Annotated in this window: 14 protein-coding genes; 9 read left to right on the top strand and 5 right to left on the bottom strand. The window is 65.1% G+C overall.

Annotated elements, in window-relative coordinates; all coding sequences use genetic code 11:
• Positions 1-35 precede the first annotated feature (35 nt).
• Entirely contained in the window at positions 36-1,145 is a 1,110-nt protein-coding gene (locus A8G08_RS18680) for a lipase family protein (RefSeq protein WP_169823330.1), read from the bottom strand.
• A gap of 281 nt (positions 1,146-1,426) precedes the next feature.
• On the opposite strand from A8G08_RS18680, the gene ramB reads away from it, so the two are divergent.
• On the top strand, positions 1,427-2,836 hold the full coding sequence (ramB, locus tag A8G08_RS18675; RefSeq protein WP_068277484.1) for an acetate metabolism transcriptional regulator RamB: 1,410 nt from the start codon (positions 1,427-1,429) through the stop codon (positions 2,834-2,836).
• A 15-nt stretch (positions 2,837-2,851) separates the two neighbouring features.
• On the opposite strand, the gene A8G08_RS18670 is transcribed toward ramB, so the two are convergent.
• The gene (locus A8G08_RS18670) at positions 2,852-3,064 is read right to left on the bottom strand and encodes a hypothetical protein (protein WP_068277481.1); all 213 of its coding nucleotides are present in this window, start codon (positions 3,062-3,064) and stop codon (positions 2,852-2,854) included.
• Positions 3,065-3,192: 128 nt separating this feature from the next.
• On the opposite strand from A8G08_RS18670, the gene A8G08_RS18665 reads away from it, so the two are divergent.
• Positions 3,193-4,107, top strand: a complete 915-nt coding sequence (locus tag A8G08_RS18665; RefSeq protein ID WP_068277545.1) for an MBL fold metallo-hydrolase — start codon at positions 3,193-3,195, stop codon at positions 4,105-4,107.
• A gap of 4 nt (positions 4,108-4,111) precedes the next feature.
• Here A8G08_RS18665 and A8G08_RS18660 read toward each other — a convergent pair whose 3' ends face one another.
• Positions 4,112-4,936: an ABC transporter permease gene (locus A8G08_RS18660; protein WP_084436507.1), complete on the bottom strand. Its 825-nt coding sequence runs from the start codon at positions 4,934-4,936 to the stop codon at positions 4,112-4,114.
• Positions 4,933-5,928 (bottom strand): ABC transporter ATP-binding protein, encoded by a 996-nt coding sequence (locus tag A8G08_RS18655; RefSeq protein ID WP_245672895.1) that lies wholly within the window; start codon positions 5,926-5,928, stop codon positions 4,933-4,935. Before A8G08_RS18655 ends, A8G08_RS18660 begins: the two co-directional genes overlap by 4 nt.
• Before the next feature lie 58 nt (positions 5,929-5,986).
• On the opposite strand from A8G08_RS18655, the gene A8G08_RS18650 reads away from it, so the two are divergent.
• From A8G08_RS18650 to A8G08_RS18640, 3 genes are all read left to right on the top strand, one after another.
• The gene (locus tag A8G08_RS18650) at positions 5,987-6,910 is read left to right on the top strand and encodes a TetR/AcrR family transcriptional regulator (protein ID WP_084436503.1); all 924 of its coding nucleotides are present in this window, start codon (positions 5,987-5,989) and stop codon (positions 6,908-6,910) included.
• An 87-nt stretch (positions 6,911-6,997) separates the two neighbouring features.
• Positions 6,998-7,837: a hypothetical protein gene (locus A8G08_RS18645; protein WP_068277478.1), complete on the top strand. Its 840-nt coding sequence runs from the start codon at positions 6,998-7,000 to the stop codon at positions 7,835-7,837.
• Positions 7,838-7,884: 47 nt separating this feature from the next.
• Positions 7,885-8,742 carry a LolA-like protein gene (locus tag A8G08_RS18640; protein ID WP_068277470.1) on the top strand — a complete coding sequence of 286 codons (858 nt, stop codon included), beginning with the start codon at positions 7,885-7,887 and terminating at the stop codon, positions 8,740-8,742.
• An 81-nt stretch (positions 8,743-8,823) separates the two neighbouring features.
• On the opposite strand, the gene A8G08_RS18635 is transcribed toward A8G08_RS18640, so the two are convergent.
• Positions 8,824-10,659: an acyl-CoA dehydrogenase gene (locus A8G08_RS18635; protein WP_068277467.1), complete on the bottom strand. Its 1,836-nt coding sequence runs from the start codon at positions 10,657-10,659 to the stop codon at positions 8,824-8,826.
• Between the two features lie 401 nt (positions 10,660-11,060).
• On the opposite strand from A8G08_RS18635, the gene urtA reads away from it, so the two are divergent.
• The 4 genes from urtA to A8G08_RS18615 form a co-directional block, all read left to right on the top strand.
• On the top strand, positions 11,061-12,314 hold the full coding sequence (gene urtA / locus A8G08_RS18630) for an urea ABC transporter substrate-binding protein (RefSeq protein WP_084436517.1): 1,254 nt from the start codon (positions 11,061-11,063) through the stop codon (positions 12,312-12,314).
• A 106-nt stretch (positions 12,315-12,420) separates the two neighbouring features.
• Positions 12,421-13,305 (top strand): urea ABC transporter permease subunit UrtB, encoded by an 885-nt coding sequence (urtB, locus tag A8G08_RS18625; RefSeq protein ID WP_068277463.1) that lies wholly within the window; start codon positions 12,421-12,423, stop codon positions 13,303-13,305.
• Positions 13,302-14,438 (top strand): urea ABC transporter permease subunit UrtC, encoded by a 1,137-nt coding sequence (gene urtC, locus A8G08_RS18620; RefSeq protein WP_068277459.1) that lies wholly within the window; start codon positions 13,302-13,304, stop codon positions 14,436-14,438. Before urtB ends, urtC begins: the two co-directional genes overlap by 4 nt.
• A partial coding sequence (locus A8G08_RS18615; RefSeq protein WP_157108651.1) for an ATP-binding cassette domain-containing protein occupies positions 14,435-14,727 on the top strand: 293 nt, incomplete at its 3' end. The genes urtC and A8G08_RS18615, both read left to right, overlap by 4 nt.

The raw sequence follows: 14,727 nt of genomic DNA, 5'->3' as shown, positions 1-14,727 counted from the left end.
TCCCGTGGCCCCGACAGAACCTGTCGTAGCGCCGACTACCCACACCCCGGCGCCATCGGCCGCCCGGCGAGCCGGTCCTCGATCCAGCCGAAGGCAATCGGGAAGCCCCATGCGACTGCCAACAGGTGTTCGCCGAACTTCTCGTCGTACGCGACGTTGCCGCCTTCGGCGCACCATGTGTTGCGCAATTGGATGGCGCCCGCACGGGGGATCCAGAAGTCTTGCTGCCCTTGATAGAGCAGCACCGGTGCGCGGGGCGCGCTCTTGCCCATGCGGGTGTCATCGAGCACCTGTTGGACGACGGGCAGATCGACCACGTTGGGCACATCGGACAGCGCCTGCACCGTGACCGGTGCGACCCCCAGCGGGGCCAGCTGCGCGAGGCACAAGTCCTTCGCAATCGCGCCGAGCCGATAGCCGTTGTCATTCAGCAGCGCGAACAACTGTGGATACTCGCGTGCGACACCGAGCGCAGCGGCGAGGAAGACACCGGAGGCGAGGTTGGCGCCGTTCATCGACGCGAACAAGATCCGGTAGTCCACCGGCGCCCCACCCATCGCCGTGCCGACGACGTTCAGCTCGGGTGCATAGTCCGCTTGTCGTTCGGCGGCCCAGCCGGCGGCAATCGCGCCACCGGAATACCCGGAGATGGCGATCGGCGCATTCGGCGCGAGCCCTAGGAACTGCGCATGCACACTCGCCCGGAGCGCATCGAGCACCGCGTTTCCGGACAGGCGCCCACCCGCATACGCCTGTTTGGGCCCTTGGTGGTCGGTCACCACGACTGCGTAATTCCTCGAGAGCAGGTACTGGATCGGCACGATCTCGATCTCCATCGCCCGTGGAATCGTCCAGGACGGGACGCAGGTCAGCCCAAGCGAGTCGATGGCGGTGTTGTACGCGATCACCGGCCGCGGACCTGGGCCGGGCCACGGCGTCGTCGGCACCATCACCGTCGTGACGACCGGCATCGGCACGCCATGCGAGTCCGTGGACCGGACCAGCAGCTGAGTTGTCGCCGCGGGCACCAGTTGGAGCGGGACACCGACCGGCCGGCTCGCGAGAATCGTTCCGGGCGGGGTGTTCTCGTACCCCGGGAAGGGAACGACCCACGGATCGGGAATTGGAGCCGGATACATCTTCATGGGATCGCGTTGCGGATTAATGACCTGGGACGACCCCGAGGACCCGGAAGCACTCGACGACTCCTGGGCCACCGCGGTCGGCCCGCTCGTACACCACAGAATCATTGCGACAAGAACCGCCAGGCCGACCCGACACCACCCCATTGTGGCCACCTTTCGTTGGATTCGATTATCCGCCCTAGGTACGCCCAATACCGGCAAATGACGACGTCGAGTCGCATTTTGCTAACTCTGCGAACACATCGTTTGCACTATCCTCCGATCTTCCGTAACCATGGGTTATGGCCAAGACGTACGTGGGCGCGCGCCTCCGACAGCTCCGCAACGAGCGTGGCATGAGCCAGGCCGCGCTCGCGAAGAGTCTGGAGATTTCCGCCAGCTATCTGAACCAGATCGAGCACGATGTGCGGCCCTTGACCGTCCCGGTGCTGCTGCGTATCGGTGAGGTGTTCGGCGTCGACACCACGTTCTTCTCCTCGCAGGACGACACCCGCCTGATCGCGGAGTTGCAGGAGGTCTCGCTCGACGAGGAAATGGGTATCACCGCGGACGCCCACGAAATCGCCGAGATGGTCACCGCGCACCCGACTCTCGCCCGCGCGATGGTCAATATGCATCGGCGCTACCGCAACACGACCGCGCAGTTGGCCGCTGCGACCGAGGAGCGCTATACCGACGGCAGCGGCAGCGGTTCGATCAGCAAGCCGCACGAGGAAGTTCGCGACTATTTCTACGAGCGGCAGAACTACCTCGACGAACTCGACCGAGCCGCCGAGGAACTCACCGCGCGAATGCGGTTCCACCGCGGCGATATTGCGGGCGAGATCGGACGGCGGCTGACGGCGGTGCACGAGGTCCAGATCGTCGAGCGAATCGATCTCGGTGAAAACGTCTTGCATCACTACGACCCGGACCGCCGGGTGCTCGAGATCGCGCCGCACCTTTCGGGTGGTCAACGCGTATTCAAGTTCGCCGCGGAATTGGCCTACCTCGAATGCGGCGAGCTCATCGAAAAGCTCGTCGACGAAGGAAATTTCACTTCCGACTCCTCACGCCGGCTTGCGATGCTGGGCTTGGCCAACTACTTCGCCGCCGCCACCGTGCTGCCGTACAGCCGCTTCCACGAGGTCGCCGAGGACTACCGCTACGACATCGAGCGGCTCTCCGCGTTCTTCTCGCAGAGCTACGAGACCATCTGCCACCGGCTATCGACCCTGCAGCGGCCGAAGCAGCGCGGAGTGCCGTTCTCCTTCGTGCGGGTCGACCGGGCCGGCAACATGTCGAAACGACAGTCCGCCACGGGTTTCCACTTCTCGTCGAGTGGCGGTACCTGCCCGCTGTGGAACGTGTACGAGACGTTTGCTTACCCCGGCAAGATCATGACGCAGATCGCGCAGATGCCCGACGGCCACAAGTACCTATGGATCGCGCGCACGGTCGAACGGCGAGCGGCACGCTACGGACAGCCGGGCAAGACCTTCGCGATCGGGCTGGGTTGCGAACTGCGGCATGCAGGCCGCGTCGTCTACGCCGACGGCATCGATCTGCAGGACGCCAACGCCACCCCAATCGGCGCCGGCTGCCGCGTGTGCGAGCGGGCCAACTGCCCGCAGCGCGCCTTCCCGCCGCTCGGCAAGGAACTCGATATCAGCGAGCACCGCAGCTCAATATCGCCGTACGTGTTGCGCTAGTACGTACGCGTCGCGCTATGACAGCCGGCGGGCTCGCTCGTGGCAGTAGACCGCGGCCAGCAGCGTGAGGACCAGCAACCAGCCGAAGATCTTCACCTCCGTTTGCATCAGCACGATTTCGACACCGCACACGACGACGAGAACAAGGGCGATGCCCAGCAGCACTCGATGTGCCAGCACATAGCCACGCTTGCGTGCGACCGTGACCTGATTCATGAGGTCATCCATCGTCGTCCTCCATCACCGTCCGACCAGCTACGCAATCAGAATCCGGGAAGTCCGCGTCGGCCGATACCGGTCCAAGGGTGGAGAACGATCACCCCGTGCACTCCGCGGCGAGGACGTACCGTGCGGTCATGCGACTGCGCCTCGGACGCCCCGACATCAACGCGTACCTCGACCGCTTCGATGTGCCGCCCGCGGACGACGGACTCGCCGTGACGTTCCTGGGTGTCTCGAGCCTGCTGATCGATGACGGCTCGTCGGCGATCCTCACCGACGGATACTTCAGCAGGCCCTCATTGGCACGCGTCGGACTGGGCAAGATCGCGCCCGACCCGACGCGGATCGCCTCGGCACTGGACCGGGCCGGAATCGCCGTCCTCGACGCGGTGATCCCGGTGCACACCCACTTCGACCACGCGCTGGACTCCGCCGATGTCGCGATTCGGACGGGTGCGCCACTCGTCGGCGGACCGTCCGCGGCACAGGTCGGTCGCGGATCTGCCCTCCCCGAGGCCAGGATCATCGTCGTCACGCCGTCCGAGCCGCTGACGCTCGGCGGCTACGAGCTGACCTTCGTGACGTCGCATCACTGCCCACCGGACCGGTTCCCCGGCGAGATCACCGAGCCGGTCACAACCCCAACCCGTGCGGCCGCCTTCCGCTGCGGCGACGCGTGGTCGATCCTGCTGCGCCACAACGCCACCGGCCGGTCGGCGTTGATCCAGGGCAGCGCCGGCTACGTGCGAGGGGCCCTCGCCGGCCGGTCGGCCGACGTCGCGTATCTCGGGGTCGGCCAGCTCGGGCTGCAATCCCCCGACTACATCGAGACCTATTGGAACGAAACCGTCCGCGCGGTCAGCGCCCGCCGAGCGGTGCTCATCCATTGGGACGACTTCTTCCGACCGCTCGACGAGCCACTGCGCGCGCTCCCCTACGCCGGCGACGATCTCGACGCGACGATGAGTGTGCTGACCCGACTGGCGAAGCGCGACGGGGTGACGCTGAACTTCCCAACCGTCTTCGCCCGCGAGAACCCCTGGGCTTGACCGATCAGATCGTGCGCTTGACCATCCGGATGCCGACCCACAGCCCGACCGCGCACGTGATCAGCGCGGAGATGATCCCCCACGCCACATCGGCATCCCACAGGGTCCCGGTGAACAGCGTGCGCAGGGCATCGACGATGTAGGTCAACGGATTCGCCTTCGAGATGGCCTGCATCCAGCCCGGCCCAGCCTCGAGCGGCAGCATCATGCCGGCGAGCAGCAGCAGCGGGAAGATCACCGACTGCTGCACGCCCCAGAAGATCCACTCGCGATTCTTGGCCGCGAGGCCGAGCGCGTACGACAGCGCGCCGAGACCAATGCCGAAGATGCCCAGGATCACCAGGCCGACGAGCACGTGCAGCGGGTAGAACACCAAGCCGAACGGGATCGACACGACCGTGATGAGCAGCGCCTGCACGACGAGCGGGGCAAACTCCTTCAGCGCCCGGCCGACCAGAATCGAGGACCGGTCCAGCGGGGTGGCGAGGATTCGCTCGTAGGCACCGGTCATCAACTCGTACAACAGGTTTCCGCCGACCATGCCGGTGCCGAAAATCGCGATCATCACGAGCACCCCGGGCAGGAACCACTGCAGAGCCGAGACTCCGTCGATGGTGTCGGCGCCGAGCATGCCGTCGAGCAGCGGCCCGAAGAGTCCGAGGAAGACCAGCGGCTGCAGCAGCGAGAAGATGAGCGTGAACGGATCCCGAAGCACGACAAGGATTTCGCGGGTGAAGACCGCACCGGTGTCATGCATCCACTTGCCGACGGCTGAGCGGTCGGGCGCCACGTCGAGTGTTGCATCGGCCCGGTTGATCACGTCGGTCATGCCGCCTCCTCACGCAGGGACCGTCCGGTCAGGTTCAGGAACACGTCGTCCAGCGACGCGGGCTTGACGTCGGTGGCCAGCACCGTCACACCGGCGGAATCGAGCGTGCGCAGCAGCGGCGGCACCAATTCCGGACCGTTGTGTGTGCCGAGCGCGAGCCGCACCGAACCGGTTTCGGTCATCGTCTCGGTGACGCCATTGATGCCCGACGGCAGAACCGAACGAGCGGCGGCGACGCCTTCGCCGGACGCTATCTCGACGGTCACCAGATCATCGGCGTATTCGCGCTTGAGCAACGCCGGCGTGGCATCGGCGATAACCGTGCCGTTGTCGATCAACACGATCCGCTCGGCCATCGCATCCGCCTCGTCCAGATAGTGCGTGGTCAAGAGCAGCGTCATGTCGTTTTCCTCACGCAGCCGCAGGACGTGCTCCCACAGGTTTGCGCGCGCATGCGGGTCGAGACCCGTCGTCGGCTCGTCGAGGAACAGCAACCGCGGATGGTTCATCAAGCCCATGGCCACATCGAGGCGGCGCCGCTGCCCTCCCGAGAGGGATTGCACGGTCCGCTTCTCCAGCCCGGTGAGTTCGAGTGCCTCCAGCAACTCTGCGGCGCGCCGCCGCGCGAGGTCACCGGGCACCGAGTAGAACCGCGCCTGATTGCGCAATTCGTCCATGACCCGGTACGAATACCCGCCCGCGTTGCCCTGGCCCACATAGCCGATGCGAGCCCGCACGGACGCCGGGTCGCGAACGACATCGCAGCCGGCCACCTCGGCCTCGCCCGACGTCGGCTTGAGCACCGAGGTCAGCATTCGCATCGTCGTCGACTTGCCTGCCCCGTTCGGCCCGAGGAAAGCGACAAGCTCGCCTCGTGCCACATCGAGGTCGACGCCCTTCACCGCCTCGACCGTTTCCTTCTTGCGACGAAACGTCTTTTTGAGACCCCTCGCCCTGATCGCATTTTCCGTACGCTGTACCGGATTGTCCACGAGATTTACGGTACGCTGCACGATAAATACGCGCAACGTGAATTTTCTGGAGGTGGGCATGGCCGACACCGAACCCACCGAAACCACTCCGGTCCCGGCCGGAAACAGCAGGTTTGCGCCACTTTGGGAGCCGCCGACAGCCACGTCGGCCCGCGGCAGGCCAGCGCGCGTGAACCGGGCCCAGGTCGTTGATGCCGCGGTTGCGGTGGCCGACGAGAACGGCCTCGACGCGGTATCCATGCGCTCGGTAGCCCGCGCCCTCGGCGTCGGAACTATGACGCTCTATTCGCACGTGCCGGGCCGCGACCTACTCATCGACGCGATGATCGACCGGGCCTATGCCGATTTCGCCTTGCCCGAAGCAGAGTTGCCATGGCGCGCCGCGCTCGAGGCATATGCCCGCGGATCGTTCGCCCTGATGCGCGCGCACCCCTGGCTGCTATCGGTGAACAGCTGGCGAATGCCGTTGGCGCCACACGTGTTCGAGGCCGAGGAGGCAGGCTTTCGGATTCTGATCGACACCGGACTCACCGCAACCCAGGTGGTCGAGACCATCTCTATTCTCAATCAGGCCGTCTCCGGGTTCGCCCGGGCCGCCGCGGCCGAGGACGCCGACCAGCGCGCGCAGGGCACGGACTACGAGGCGTATTGGGCCGCGCAAACCGACTTCTGGCAGAACACTTTCGACCCGACCCGGTTCCCGACGATGACGCGGCTGTGGACCGTCGGCGCATTCGACAACGGAGCGACACCTTTCGATCTCCGCATCGGGGCTCTGCTCGACACCATCGCCCTCCTCATCGAGCGCTCCGATCCTCCCGGGGCAATCCCGTCATTCGACGAGTGCATGCAGGTGCCGTGGCCCGAGCCTGAGACAGGTTGCGATTCGCCCGATTTCGGCTCGGCAGAGTCATCTCCAGCAACGGCCGCCGAATCATCTCCGCCTACCTCGCTGGAGGCCGCGGCGGCGGATTCCGCCTGACTCCGCCCCCCGCCCCCACCCCCGCTACTATCCGCTGGGCCATTCGGCCCTACCGGGGACACCGGCGGAATCGAACATCGGGGGAATATGAGCCAGCAGCAGGCGCCAGAGCAGGAACAGCAGAACCCGGCGCCATACGACGCCGCAGCACCGAGCAAGAGTCGACGCACGCCGGTGATCATCGGCGCCGTCGTCGTTGCGCTCGCGGTCGGCGCAGGAGCCGCCTGGGCCGTGACCAGCGGCGGCGACGATGACAGCGTGAACTCCGCGGTGTTCGAGGCCGCCTCCACGCCGGCCGAGAAGGTCCGGGCCGCGGTGAAGGTCATGCACGATGCCGGAACCGTGCGCTCACATGCCACGACGGCCGAGGGCAACACCACCGAGACGCAGGCCGACTTCGGCGACCACGTCATTTACGGCGAGACCACGACGGCCCGCTTCGGGAAGGTCGCGGTTGTGATTCGCGGCGAGGGCGCACAGCAGGTGTACATCCGCTACGAACAGGGCATCGGGCCGATCCAGCCCAACACGTGGTACCGATCCGCAGACAGCACAATGACTCTCGCGAGTTCCATGCTCGACCCGAAGTACTTCGACACGGTTATCTCCGCTTCCCCGAACATCGTCGAGTCGGGCACGGTCGACGTCGATGGCACCGACGCGACGCGTTACGTCGTGACGCTCGACAAGAACGCGGTGGTGGACTATCTGGGCACGCTGATCAAGTCGAGCGGCGTGGACGTGAGCACGTTCCGCACCCAGGCGATGGCCTCGCTGCCCGATTCGGTCGAATACGCCATCGATGATGCCGGTCGCATCGTTCAAATCGTGGAGGGCCGGAACATCACGCGTTTCGACAACTTCGGCAAGCCCATCGAGGTGCCGACCATCGACGAGTCCACCGTCGTTCCAATGCCGACTCGCTAGTCGCAGACACGCGGAAACCTCAACAACACAAGGACTTCGGGGGAAGAGTGAACCAAAAGCAGCACCCGTCCGGCAGCACAGCGCAGTTGGACGAACCCCAGCCTGCCGCGAATGCCGGTCAGCCGGAGACAGATTCGAAGAAGAAGCGGACCTGGCGGATCGCCCGAGCCGCTACCGCAGCCGTGGTACTCACAGGCGTCGGCATCACTATCGTTACAACGGGCGGCGACGACGCGTCCACGAGTTCGGATGGACCGACGCCGGCCGAAACCGTTGCGGCGGCATTCGAATCCGCGACGTCGAGTTCCATCCACGTCTCGATGGAGAAGAACGGCAAGCGCCCCACCGACGCTCGGATCGATTACGCCAACGGCATCGTCGTCACCACCGGTGCGAGCCTCGAGTACGGCCAGGCGGACAGCGTCATTCGCGACGGTTCGGTGTACATGCGATTCGAGAAGGGCGCCAAGGCGCTCAGCATGGAACCCGGCGTCTGGTACAAGAGCTCTGCCACTGATGGACCGTTCGCGTCCACTGCGGTCGTCCTCGACCCGGAGTACCTGAATGCGTACGTCGAGGCGGCGACCGAGGTCATCGAGACCGGCCCGGTCACCTTCGACGGGGTCGACGCAACCCGGTACACGCTCACTCAGGACAAAAATGCACTCGCCGACGCCGAGGCCAAACACCTCGTGCCCGGCGCCAGCGGACAGGCGCTGACCGATCTTCGCAAGCAGCTGGTCGCCACTCTGCCCGATTCGATCGAGGTCATCATCGACCAGTACGGCAACCTCGTCCGGATGGACGAGGGCCACGGCGACATCAGCCGGATCAGCGATATCGGGCAGCCCATCGAGCTACCTGCGATCGATGAGTCCGAGGTCGAGGACTTGCCGACGCCGTAGACCGCCGTTCCCCATGGGCAAAACTAGTTCGTGGGGGCGAAACTTCGCCCCCACGAACACAATTTGCACCCGTGAGCGGTCTTAGAAGGCCGCCTCGTCGAGTTCCATGATCTCGGTGTCGAGGTTGTCGAGCACGCCCCGCACCGCGGTCAGCTTCGGCAGCACGTTCTTGGCGAAGAACGAGGCGACCGCAACCTTTCCGGTGTAGAAATTCCGATCCTTCTCGTCTGCACCCCCATCGAGTGCGGCATGCGCAACCTGCGCGCCGACCAGCAGTCGCCACGCGATGAGCAGGTCTCCGAGCGCGTAGAGGTAACGCACCGAACCGAGCCCGATCTTGTAGATCTCGGTGGGCTGCTCCTGCGAGGCCATCAGGTAGCCGGTCAACGTCGCCGTCATCGCCTGCACATCGTCGAGTGCGGTGCCGAGCAGCACGCGTTCCCGCTTGAGTCGGCCGTTGTCGGTGTCGCCCTCGATGAACGAGCGAATCTGCCCGGCCACGTGGGCGAGCGCGGTGCCGTGGTCGCGAGCGATCTTGCGGAAGAACAGGTCCTGGGCCTGGATCGCTGTGGTGCCCTCGTAGAGGGTGTCGATCTTCGCGTCACGGATGTACTGCTCGATCGGGTAATCCTGCAGGTAGCCCGAACCACCCAGCGTCTGAAGGGATTCCGTGAGCAGCTCGTACGCGCGCTCCGATCCCACGCCCTTAACAATCGGCAGCAGCAGATCGTTCACCCTGGCGGCCAGCCCCGGATCCGCACCCGAAACCAGCTCCGCCACATCGTCGTTCTGATGCGCGGCGGTGTAGAGGTACACGCTGCGCATGCCCTCGGCATAGGCCTTCTGCATGGCGAGACTGCGCCGCACATCCGGGTGGTGGGTGATGGTCACGCGCGGTGCGGCCTTGTCGGTGAACCGGGTCAGATCCGCACCCTGCACACGCTGCTTGGCGTACTCGAGCGCGTTGAGGTAGCCGGTCGACAGAGTGCCGGCTGCCTTGACACCCACCGTCATTCGGGCGTTCTCGATCACCATGAACATCTGCGCTATGCCGTCATGCACATCGCCGACGAGCCAGCCCACCGCGGGCAGGTCCGTGGCGCCGAAGGTGAGTTCACAGGTGGGCGACGACTTCAAACCCATCTTGTGTTCGACGTTGGTGACGTAAACGCCGTTGCGCTCGCCGAGTTCCAGTGTCTGCGGATCGAAGTGGTACTTCGGCACGTAGAACAGGCTCAAGCCCTTGGTACCCGGCCCGGCGCCCCGCGGGCGGGCGAGCACGAGGTGGAAGACGTTCTCGGCGGTATCGCCCACGTCCGCGCCCGTGATGAAGCGCTTGACGCCCTCGATGTGCCAGGTGCCATCGGGCTGTTCGATCGCAGTCGTGCGGCCGGCCCCCACGTCGGACCCGGCGTCAGGCTCGGTGAGAACCATGGTCCCCGCCCAGCCGCGCTCGAAGCCCGACTCGGCCCAGTGCCGTTGCTCGGGCGTGCCGACCGTGTACAGGACCGCCGCCATCGCGGGCCCCATGTCGAAGAACGCGGCGTTCGAGTTCGCGCCAACGATCATTTCCATCGCCGCCCAGCGCAGCGCCGCCGGCGCAGGGATCCCGCCCATGCCCTCGGGCACCCCGAGACGCGACCAGCCCGCCTCGGCCACCGCGGCGACTGTTTTGGCCAGCGGTTCCGGGACGATAACGCTGTGGTTTTCGGGATCAAAACGCACAGGATCCCGGTCGGCAGCGGCAAAGGACTCGGCAACCGGTCCCTCGGCGAGCCGGGCTACTTCGTCGAGGATGTTGCGCGCGGTCTCGGAATCGAGATCGCCATATCCGCCCTGGTCGAGCAGGCTATCGATGCCGAGAACCTCGAACAGGTTGAACTCGATGTCGCGCACATTGCTCTTGTAGTGCCCCATGGCTGCGTTTCCTCCTTGAATCGCGGTCGAAACGAGCGTGCTGTACCGCAGGAACCCTCCGCAACCGTAGGTAGAAGTTAGGTTCGCCTTTCTTGGACGCTTCCGCAGCACGGTGTCCACGCATGAGAAATTGCTTGCCATAGGCGGTAAGCACAAGGAATTCTGGGCTCGCCGCACCAGCGCCCAGAGGTGGACCCTGGCACGCTGATATGCGGCCATAAGGCAGCGCCCGGGCGCCTCGCCGCCGCGCCCCGGGCGCGTAATACCTGCTGTCCGCGCCCATTCGAGCGTGTTCACAGCCCCGTAACGCTGGCAATCAACTCGTCATCGAGATTCATTCAGCCGCAACAGTTCTTCCATAGTGTGCGCCTCGCACACCCCTGCGAATGGAGGCTGTTTCGATGCCAGATTCTCGACATCTACTTGCCGTGCCGGTTGCGCTGGCGCTGGCCGGCGTGCTGCTGACCGCCTGTGGTTCGAAGGCGGATGACAGCGGCACAACCAGCGCCGCCGCGTCCTGTGTGGACACCTCGGCGCCCACCATCAAGGTCGGCTCGCTGCACTCGCTGTCGGGAACCATGGCGATCAGTGAAGTGACGGTGCGTGATTCCACCGCACTCGCCATCGACCAGATCAACGCCTCGGGCGGCGTGCTCGGCAAGAAGATCGAGGTAGTCGAGGAGGACGGTGCGTCCGACCCGAAGACGTTCGCCGAGAAGGCCGAGAAGCTGATCAGCAGTGACTGCGTCGCAGCGGTATTCGGCGGCTGGACCTCGTCGAGCCGCAAGGCGATGCTGCCGGTGTTCGAGGACAACAATTCGCTGCTCTACTACCCCGTCCAGTACGAGGGCCTCGAGGACAGCAAGAACATCTTCTACACGGGCGCCACCACCAACCAGCAGATCGTGCCCGCGCTGGACTACCTCAAGGAAAAGGGCGTGAAGTCGCTGTACCTCGTGGGCAGCGATTACGTGTTCCCGCAGACGGCCAACCGTGAGATCAAGGCCTACGCCGCGGCAAACGGAATCGAGATCAAGGGCGAGGACTACACGCCGCTCGGCTCCACCGATTTCTCCACCATCGTCAACAAGGTGCGTGCCGCGGACGCCGACGCCGTGTTCAACACCCTCAACGGTGATTCCAATGTCGCGTTCTTCCGCGAGTACACCAACGCGGGCCTGAAGGCCGCCGATATGCCGGTGGTGTCGGTGTCGATCGCCGAGGAAGAAGTGGGCGGCATCGGCGCGCAGAACATCGCGGGCCAGCTGACTGCGTGGAACTACTACCAGACCGTGGACAGTCCGACGAACAAGGCGTTCGTCGATGCCTACAAGGCCCGCTTCGGCGCGAACAAGCCGACCTCCGACCCGATGGAGGCCGCCTACACCTCGGTGTACCTGTGGAAGAACACGGTCGAGAAGGCGAACTCGTTTGCGGTGGCCGATATTCAGGCCGCGGCCGACGGCGTGAGCTTCGATGCGCCGGAGGGCACCGTCACCATCGACGGCGACAACCACCACATCACCAAGACGGCGCGCATCGGCGAGATCCGGCCCGACGGCCTCATCTACACCGTCTGGCAGTCGAACGGCCCGATCGCACCGGACCCCTACCTGACCACCTACGACTGGGCCGGCGATCTCGGCGGCAGCTAGTCATTGGTCGTGATGTGCGCGGCAGGGCGGGAGCGGAGCCTGCGTAGCGACCCCGCTAGCACCGCAACCTGCCGCGCACATCACGCATAGGGAAGGGAGGCATCTGGTGGATGTCTTTGTCGGACAGCTCTTTACCGGGCTCAGCCTGGGATCGATTCTCCTGCTCGCCGCGCTCGGCCTGGCGCTCACATTCGGCCAGATGGGCGTCATCAATATGGCGCACGGCGAGTTCATCATGGCCGGCTGCTACACGACCTATGTGGTGCAGAAGGTCGTCTCGTCGGCCGGCGTATCGCTGATCGTCTCGCTTTTCATCGGGTTCCTGGTCGGCGGATTGATGGGCGCACTGCTCGAGGTCACGCTGATCCGGCGGATGTACCACCGGCCTCTCGACACCCTGCTCGTCACCTTCGGCGTCGGGCTCATCCTGCAACAACTCGCCCGCGACATCTTCGGAGCGCCCGCGGTGAATGTCGTTGCGCCCGAATGGCTCGCGGGCGGCGTGGAGATTTTCGGCGCGGTGGTCCCGAAGACCCGCATCTTCATCCTCGTACTCGCGCTGGTGTGCGTGGCACTGCTTTCGCTTGCGCTGCAGCGCACTTCGATGGGACGGCGCATTCGCGCGGTCGTGCAGAACCGCGACCTCGCCGAGACGAGCGGGGTGTCGAGTCGGCGCACCGATATCACCACGTTCTTCATCGGTTCCGGCCTGGCGGGTGTCGCAGGTGTGGCACTGACGTTGATCGGCTCGACCAGTTCGACCATCGGCACCAGTTATGTGGTCGACGCGTTCCTTGTGGTCGTTGTCGGCGGACTCGGCCAACTGCGCGGTGCCGTCATCGCCGCGTTCGCGCTCGGCATCCTCAACTCGTTCATCGAGTACAACACCACCGCGTCCATCGCGAAGGTGATCCTCTTCGTCCTGATCGTGATCTTCCTTCAGGTACGTCCGCAGGGTCTGTTCACGGTCAAGACAAGGAGCCTGGCATGAGCGAGACCCGCTTTTCCACGCGCCTCGGCTTCCTCTCGGGCTGGCGAGGCACGTTCGCAGGATTCGCGGTTGCCGCGGTCCTGCTGTTCGCGGTCGCGCCAGCGCTGCTGTCCGACTTCCGATTGAACCTGCTGGCGAAGTTCCTGTGCTTCGCGATGGTTGCCGCCGGAATCGGATTGGCCTGGGGCCGAGGCGGAATGCTCACGCTCGGCCAGGGCGTCTTCTTCGCGATCGGCGCGTACATCATGGCGATGCATCTCAAGATCGCCGACGCCGAGCTGCGTCACGACGACGTACCCGACTTCATGCAGATCGCGGGCATCCGCGAACTGCCCGGGTATTGGCAACCGTTCGCCTCCCCGATCGTGACACTGGTCGCCATCGCCGTGCTGCCCGCCGCTATCGCGGCACTGCTCGGGTTCGGTGTGTTCAAGCGCAGGGTCAAGGGCGCGTACTTCGCGATCCTCAGCCAGGCACTCGCGGCGGCGCTCGCGATCTACCTGACCGGGCAACAATCGATCGGCGGATTCACCGGGCTGAACCGGTTCCGCTCCTTCTTCGGGTTCAACCTCAGCGACCCGGCGAACAAGCAAATGCTGTTCTTCATCGCGTCGGCCACCCTGCTGCTCATCGTCGCGATCACACGGCAGCTGATGTACAGCCGCTACGGCGAACTACTTGTTGCCGTGCGGGATCAGGAAGAGCGAGTGCGATTCCTCGGGTACGACCCGGCCAATATCAAGGTGGTCGCGTTCGCCGTCGCGGCGTTCTTCGCCGGTATCGCGGGTGCGCTGTTCGTGCCGATCGTCGGGATCATCTCCCCCGCCGATATCGGTGTGGTGCCCTCCATCGCATTCCTGATCGGCGTGGCCATCGGCGGACGCGCGACGCTGCTCGGGCCGGTCCTCGGCGCGATCGGCGTTGCCTGGGCGCAGAGCGCGTTCTCCGAACGCTTCCCGTCCGGGTGGATCTACTTGCAGGGCGCGTTGTTCATCGTGGTGGTCGGATTCTTCCCGGCCGGTATCGCCGGCATCTGGGCGCTGCGCAAGCGTCTGCGGCGAGAGCCGAAACCGCCTGCGCCCGAGGAACCACCGGTGACCGAGCCCGAACAACTTCCCGTGGAGGCACGATGATCTTTACCGGAACGGACTCCCACACCTCGGCAGAGCCGGTCTTCGGCGGCAATGCGGGGATGTCGAGCGATTACCTCGAAATCCGCGGACTGACCGTTGATTTCGACGGGTTCAAGGCGGTGTCCGATGTCGACCTCACGCTGCTGCAGGGCGATCTGCGCTTCCTCATCGGCCCGAATGGCGCGGGCAAGACGACGCTGATCGATGCGATCACCGGACTGGTGCCGGCAACGGGTTCGGTGAACAAATCGGGCGTGGAGTTGATCGGCAAGAAGGTGCACAAGATCGC

It is taken from the genome of Aldersonia kunmingensis (genome assembly GCF_001646865.1).
GTDB lineage: Bacteria > Actinomycetota > Actinomycetes > Mycobacteriales > Mycobacteriaceae > Aldersonia > Aldersonia kunmingensis.
Note: the sequence above shows the minus strand (reverse complement) of the source record. Positions and strands in the feature narration are given on the sequence as shown.

Coding starts and splice junctions, on each gene's coding strand:
- A8G08_RS18680 (WP_169823330.1), bottom strand. CDS start 1,145: ATGAAGATGTATCCGGCTCCAATTCCCGATCCGTGGGTCGTTCCCTTC.
- A8G08_RS18660 (WP_084436507.1), bottom strand. CDS start 4,936: ATGACCGACGTGATCAACCGGGCCGATGCAACACTCGACGTGGCGCCC.
- A8G08_RS18670 (WP_068277481.1), bottom strand. CDS start 3,064: ATGGATGACCTCATGAATCAGGTCACGGTCGCACGCAAGCGTGGCTAT.
- ramB (WP_068277484.1), top strand. CDS start 1,427: ATGGCCAAGACGTACGTGGGCGCGCGCCTCCGACAGCTCCGCAACGAG.
- urtC (WP_068277459.1), top strand. CDS start 13,302: ATGAGCGAGACCCGCTTTTCCACGCGCCTCGGCTTCCTCTCGGGCTGG.
- A8G08_RS18650 (WP_084436503.1), top strand. CDS start 5,987: ATGGCCGACACCGAACCCACCGAAACCACTCCGGTCCCGGCCGGAAAC.
- urtA (WP_084436517.1), top strand. CDS start 11,061: ATGCCAGATTCTCGACATCTACTTGCCGTGCCGGTTGCGCTGGCGCTG.
- A8G08_RS18635 (WP_068277467.1), bottom strand. CDS start 10,659: ATGGGGCACTACAAGAGCAATGTGCGCGACATCGAGTTCAACCTGTTC.
- A8G08_RS18645 (WP_068277478.1), top strand. CDS start 6,998: ATGAGCCAGCAGCAGGCGCCAGAGCAGGAACAGCAGAACCCGGCGCCA.
- A8G08_RS18665 (WP_068277545.1), top strand. CDS start 3,193: ATGCGACTGCGCCTCGGACGCCCCGACATCAACGCGTACCTCGACCGC.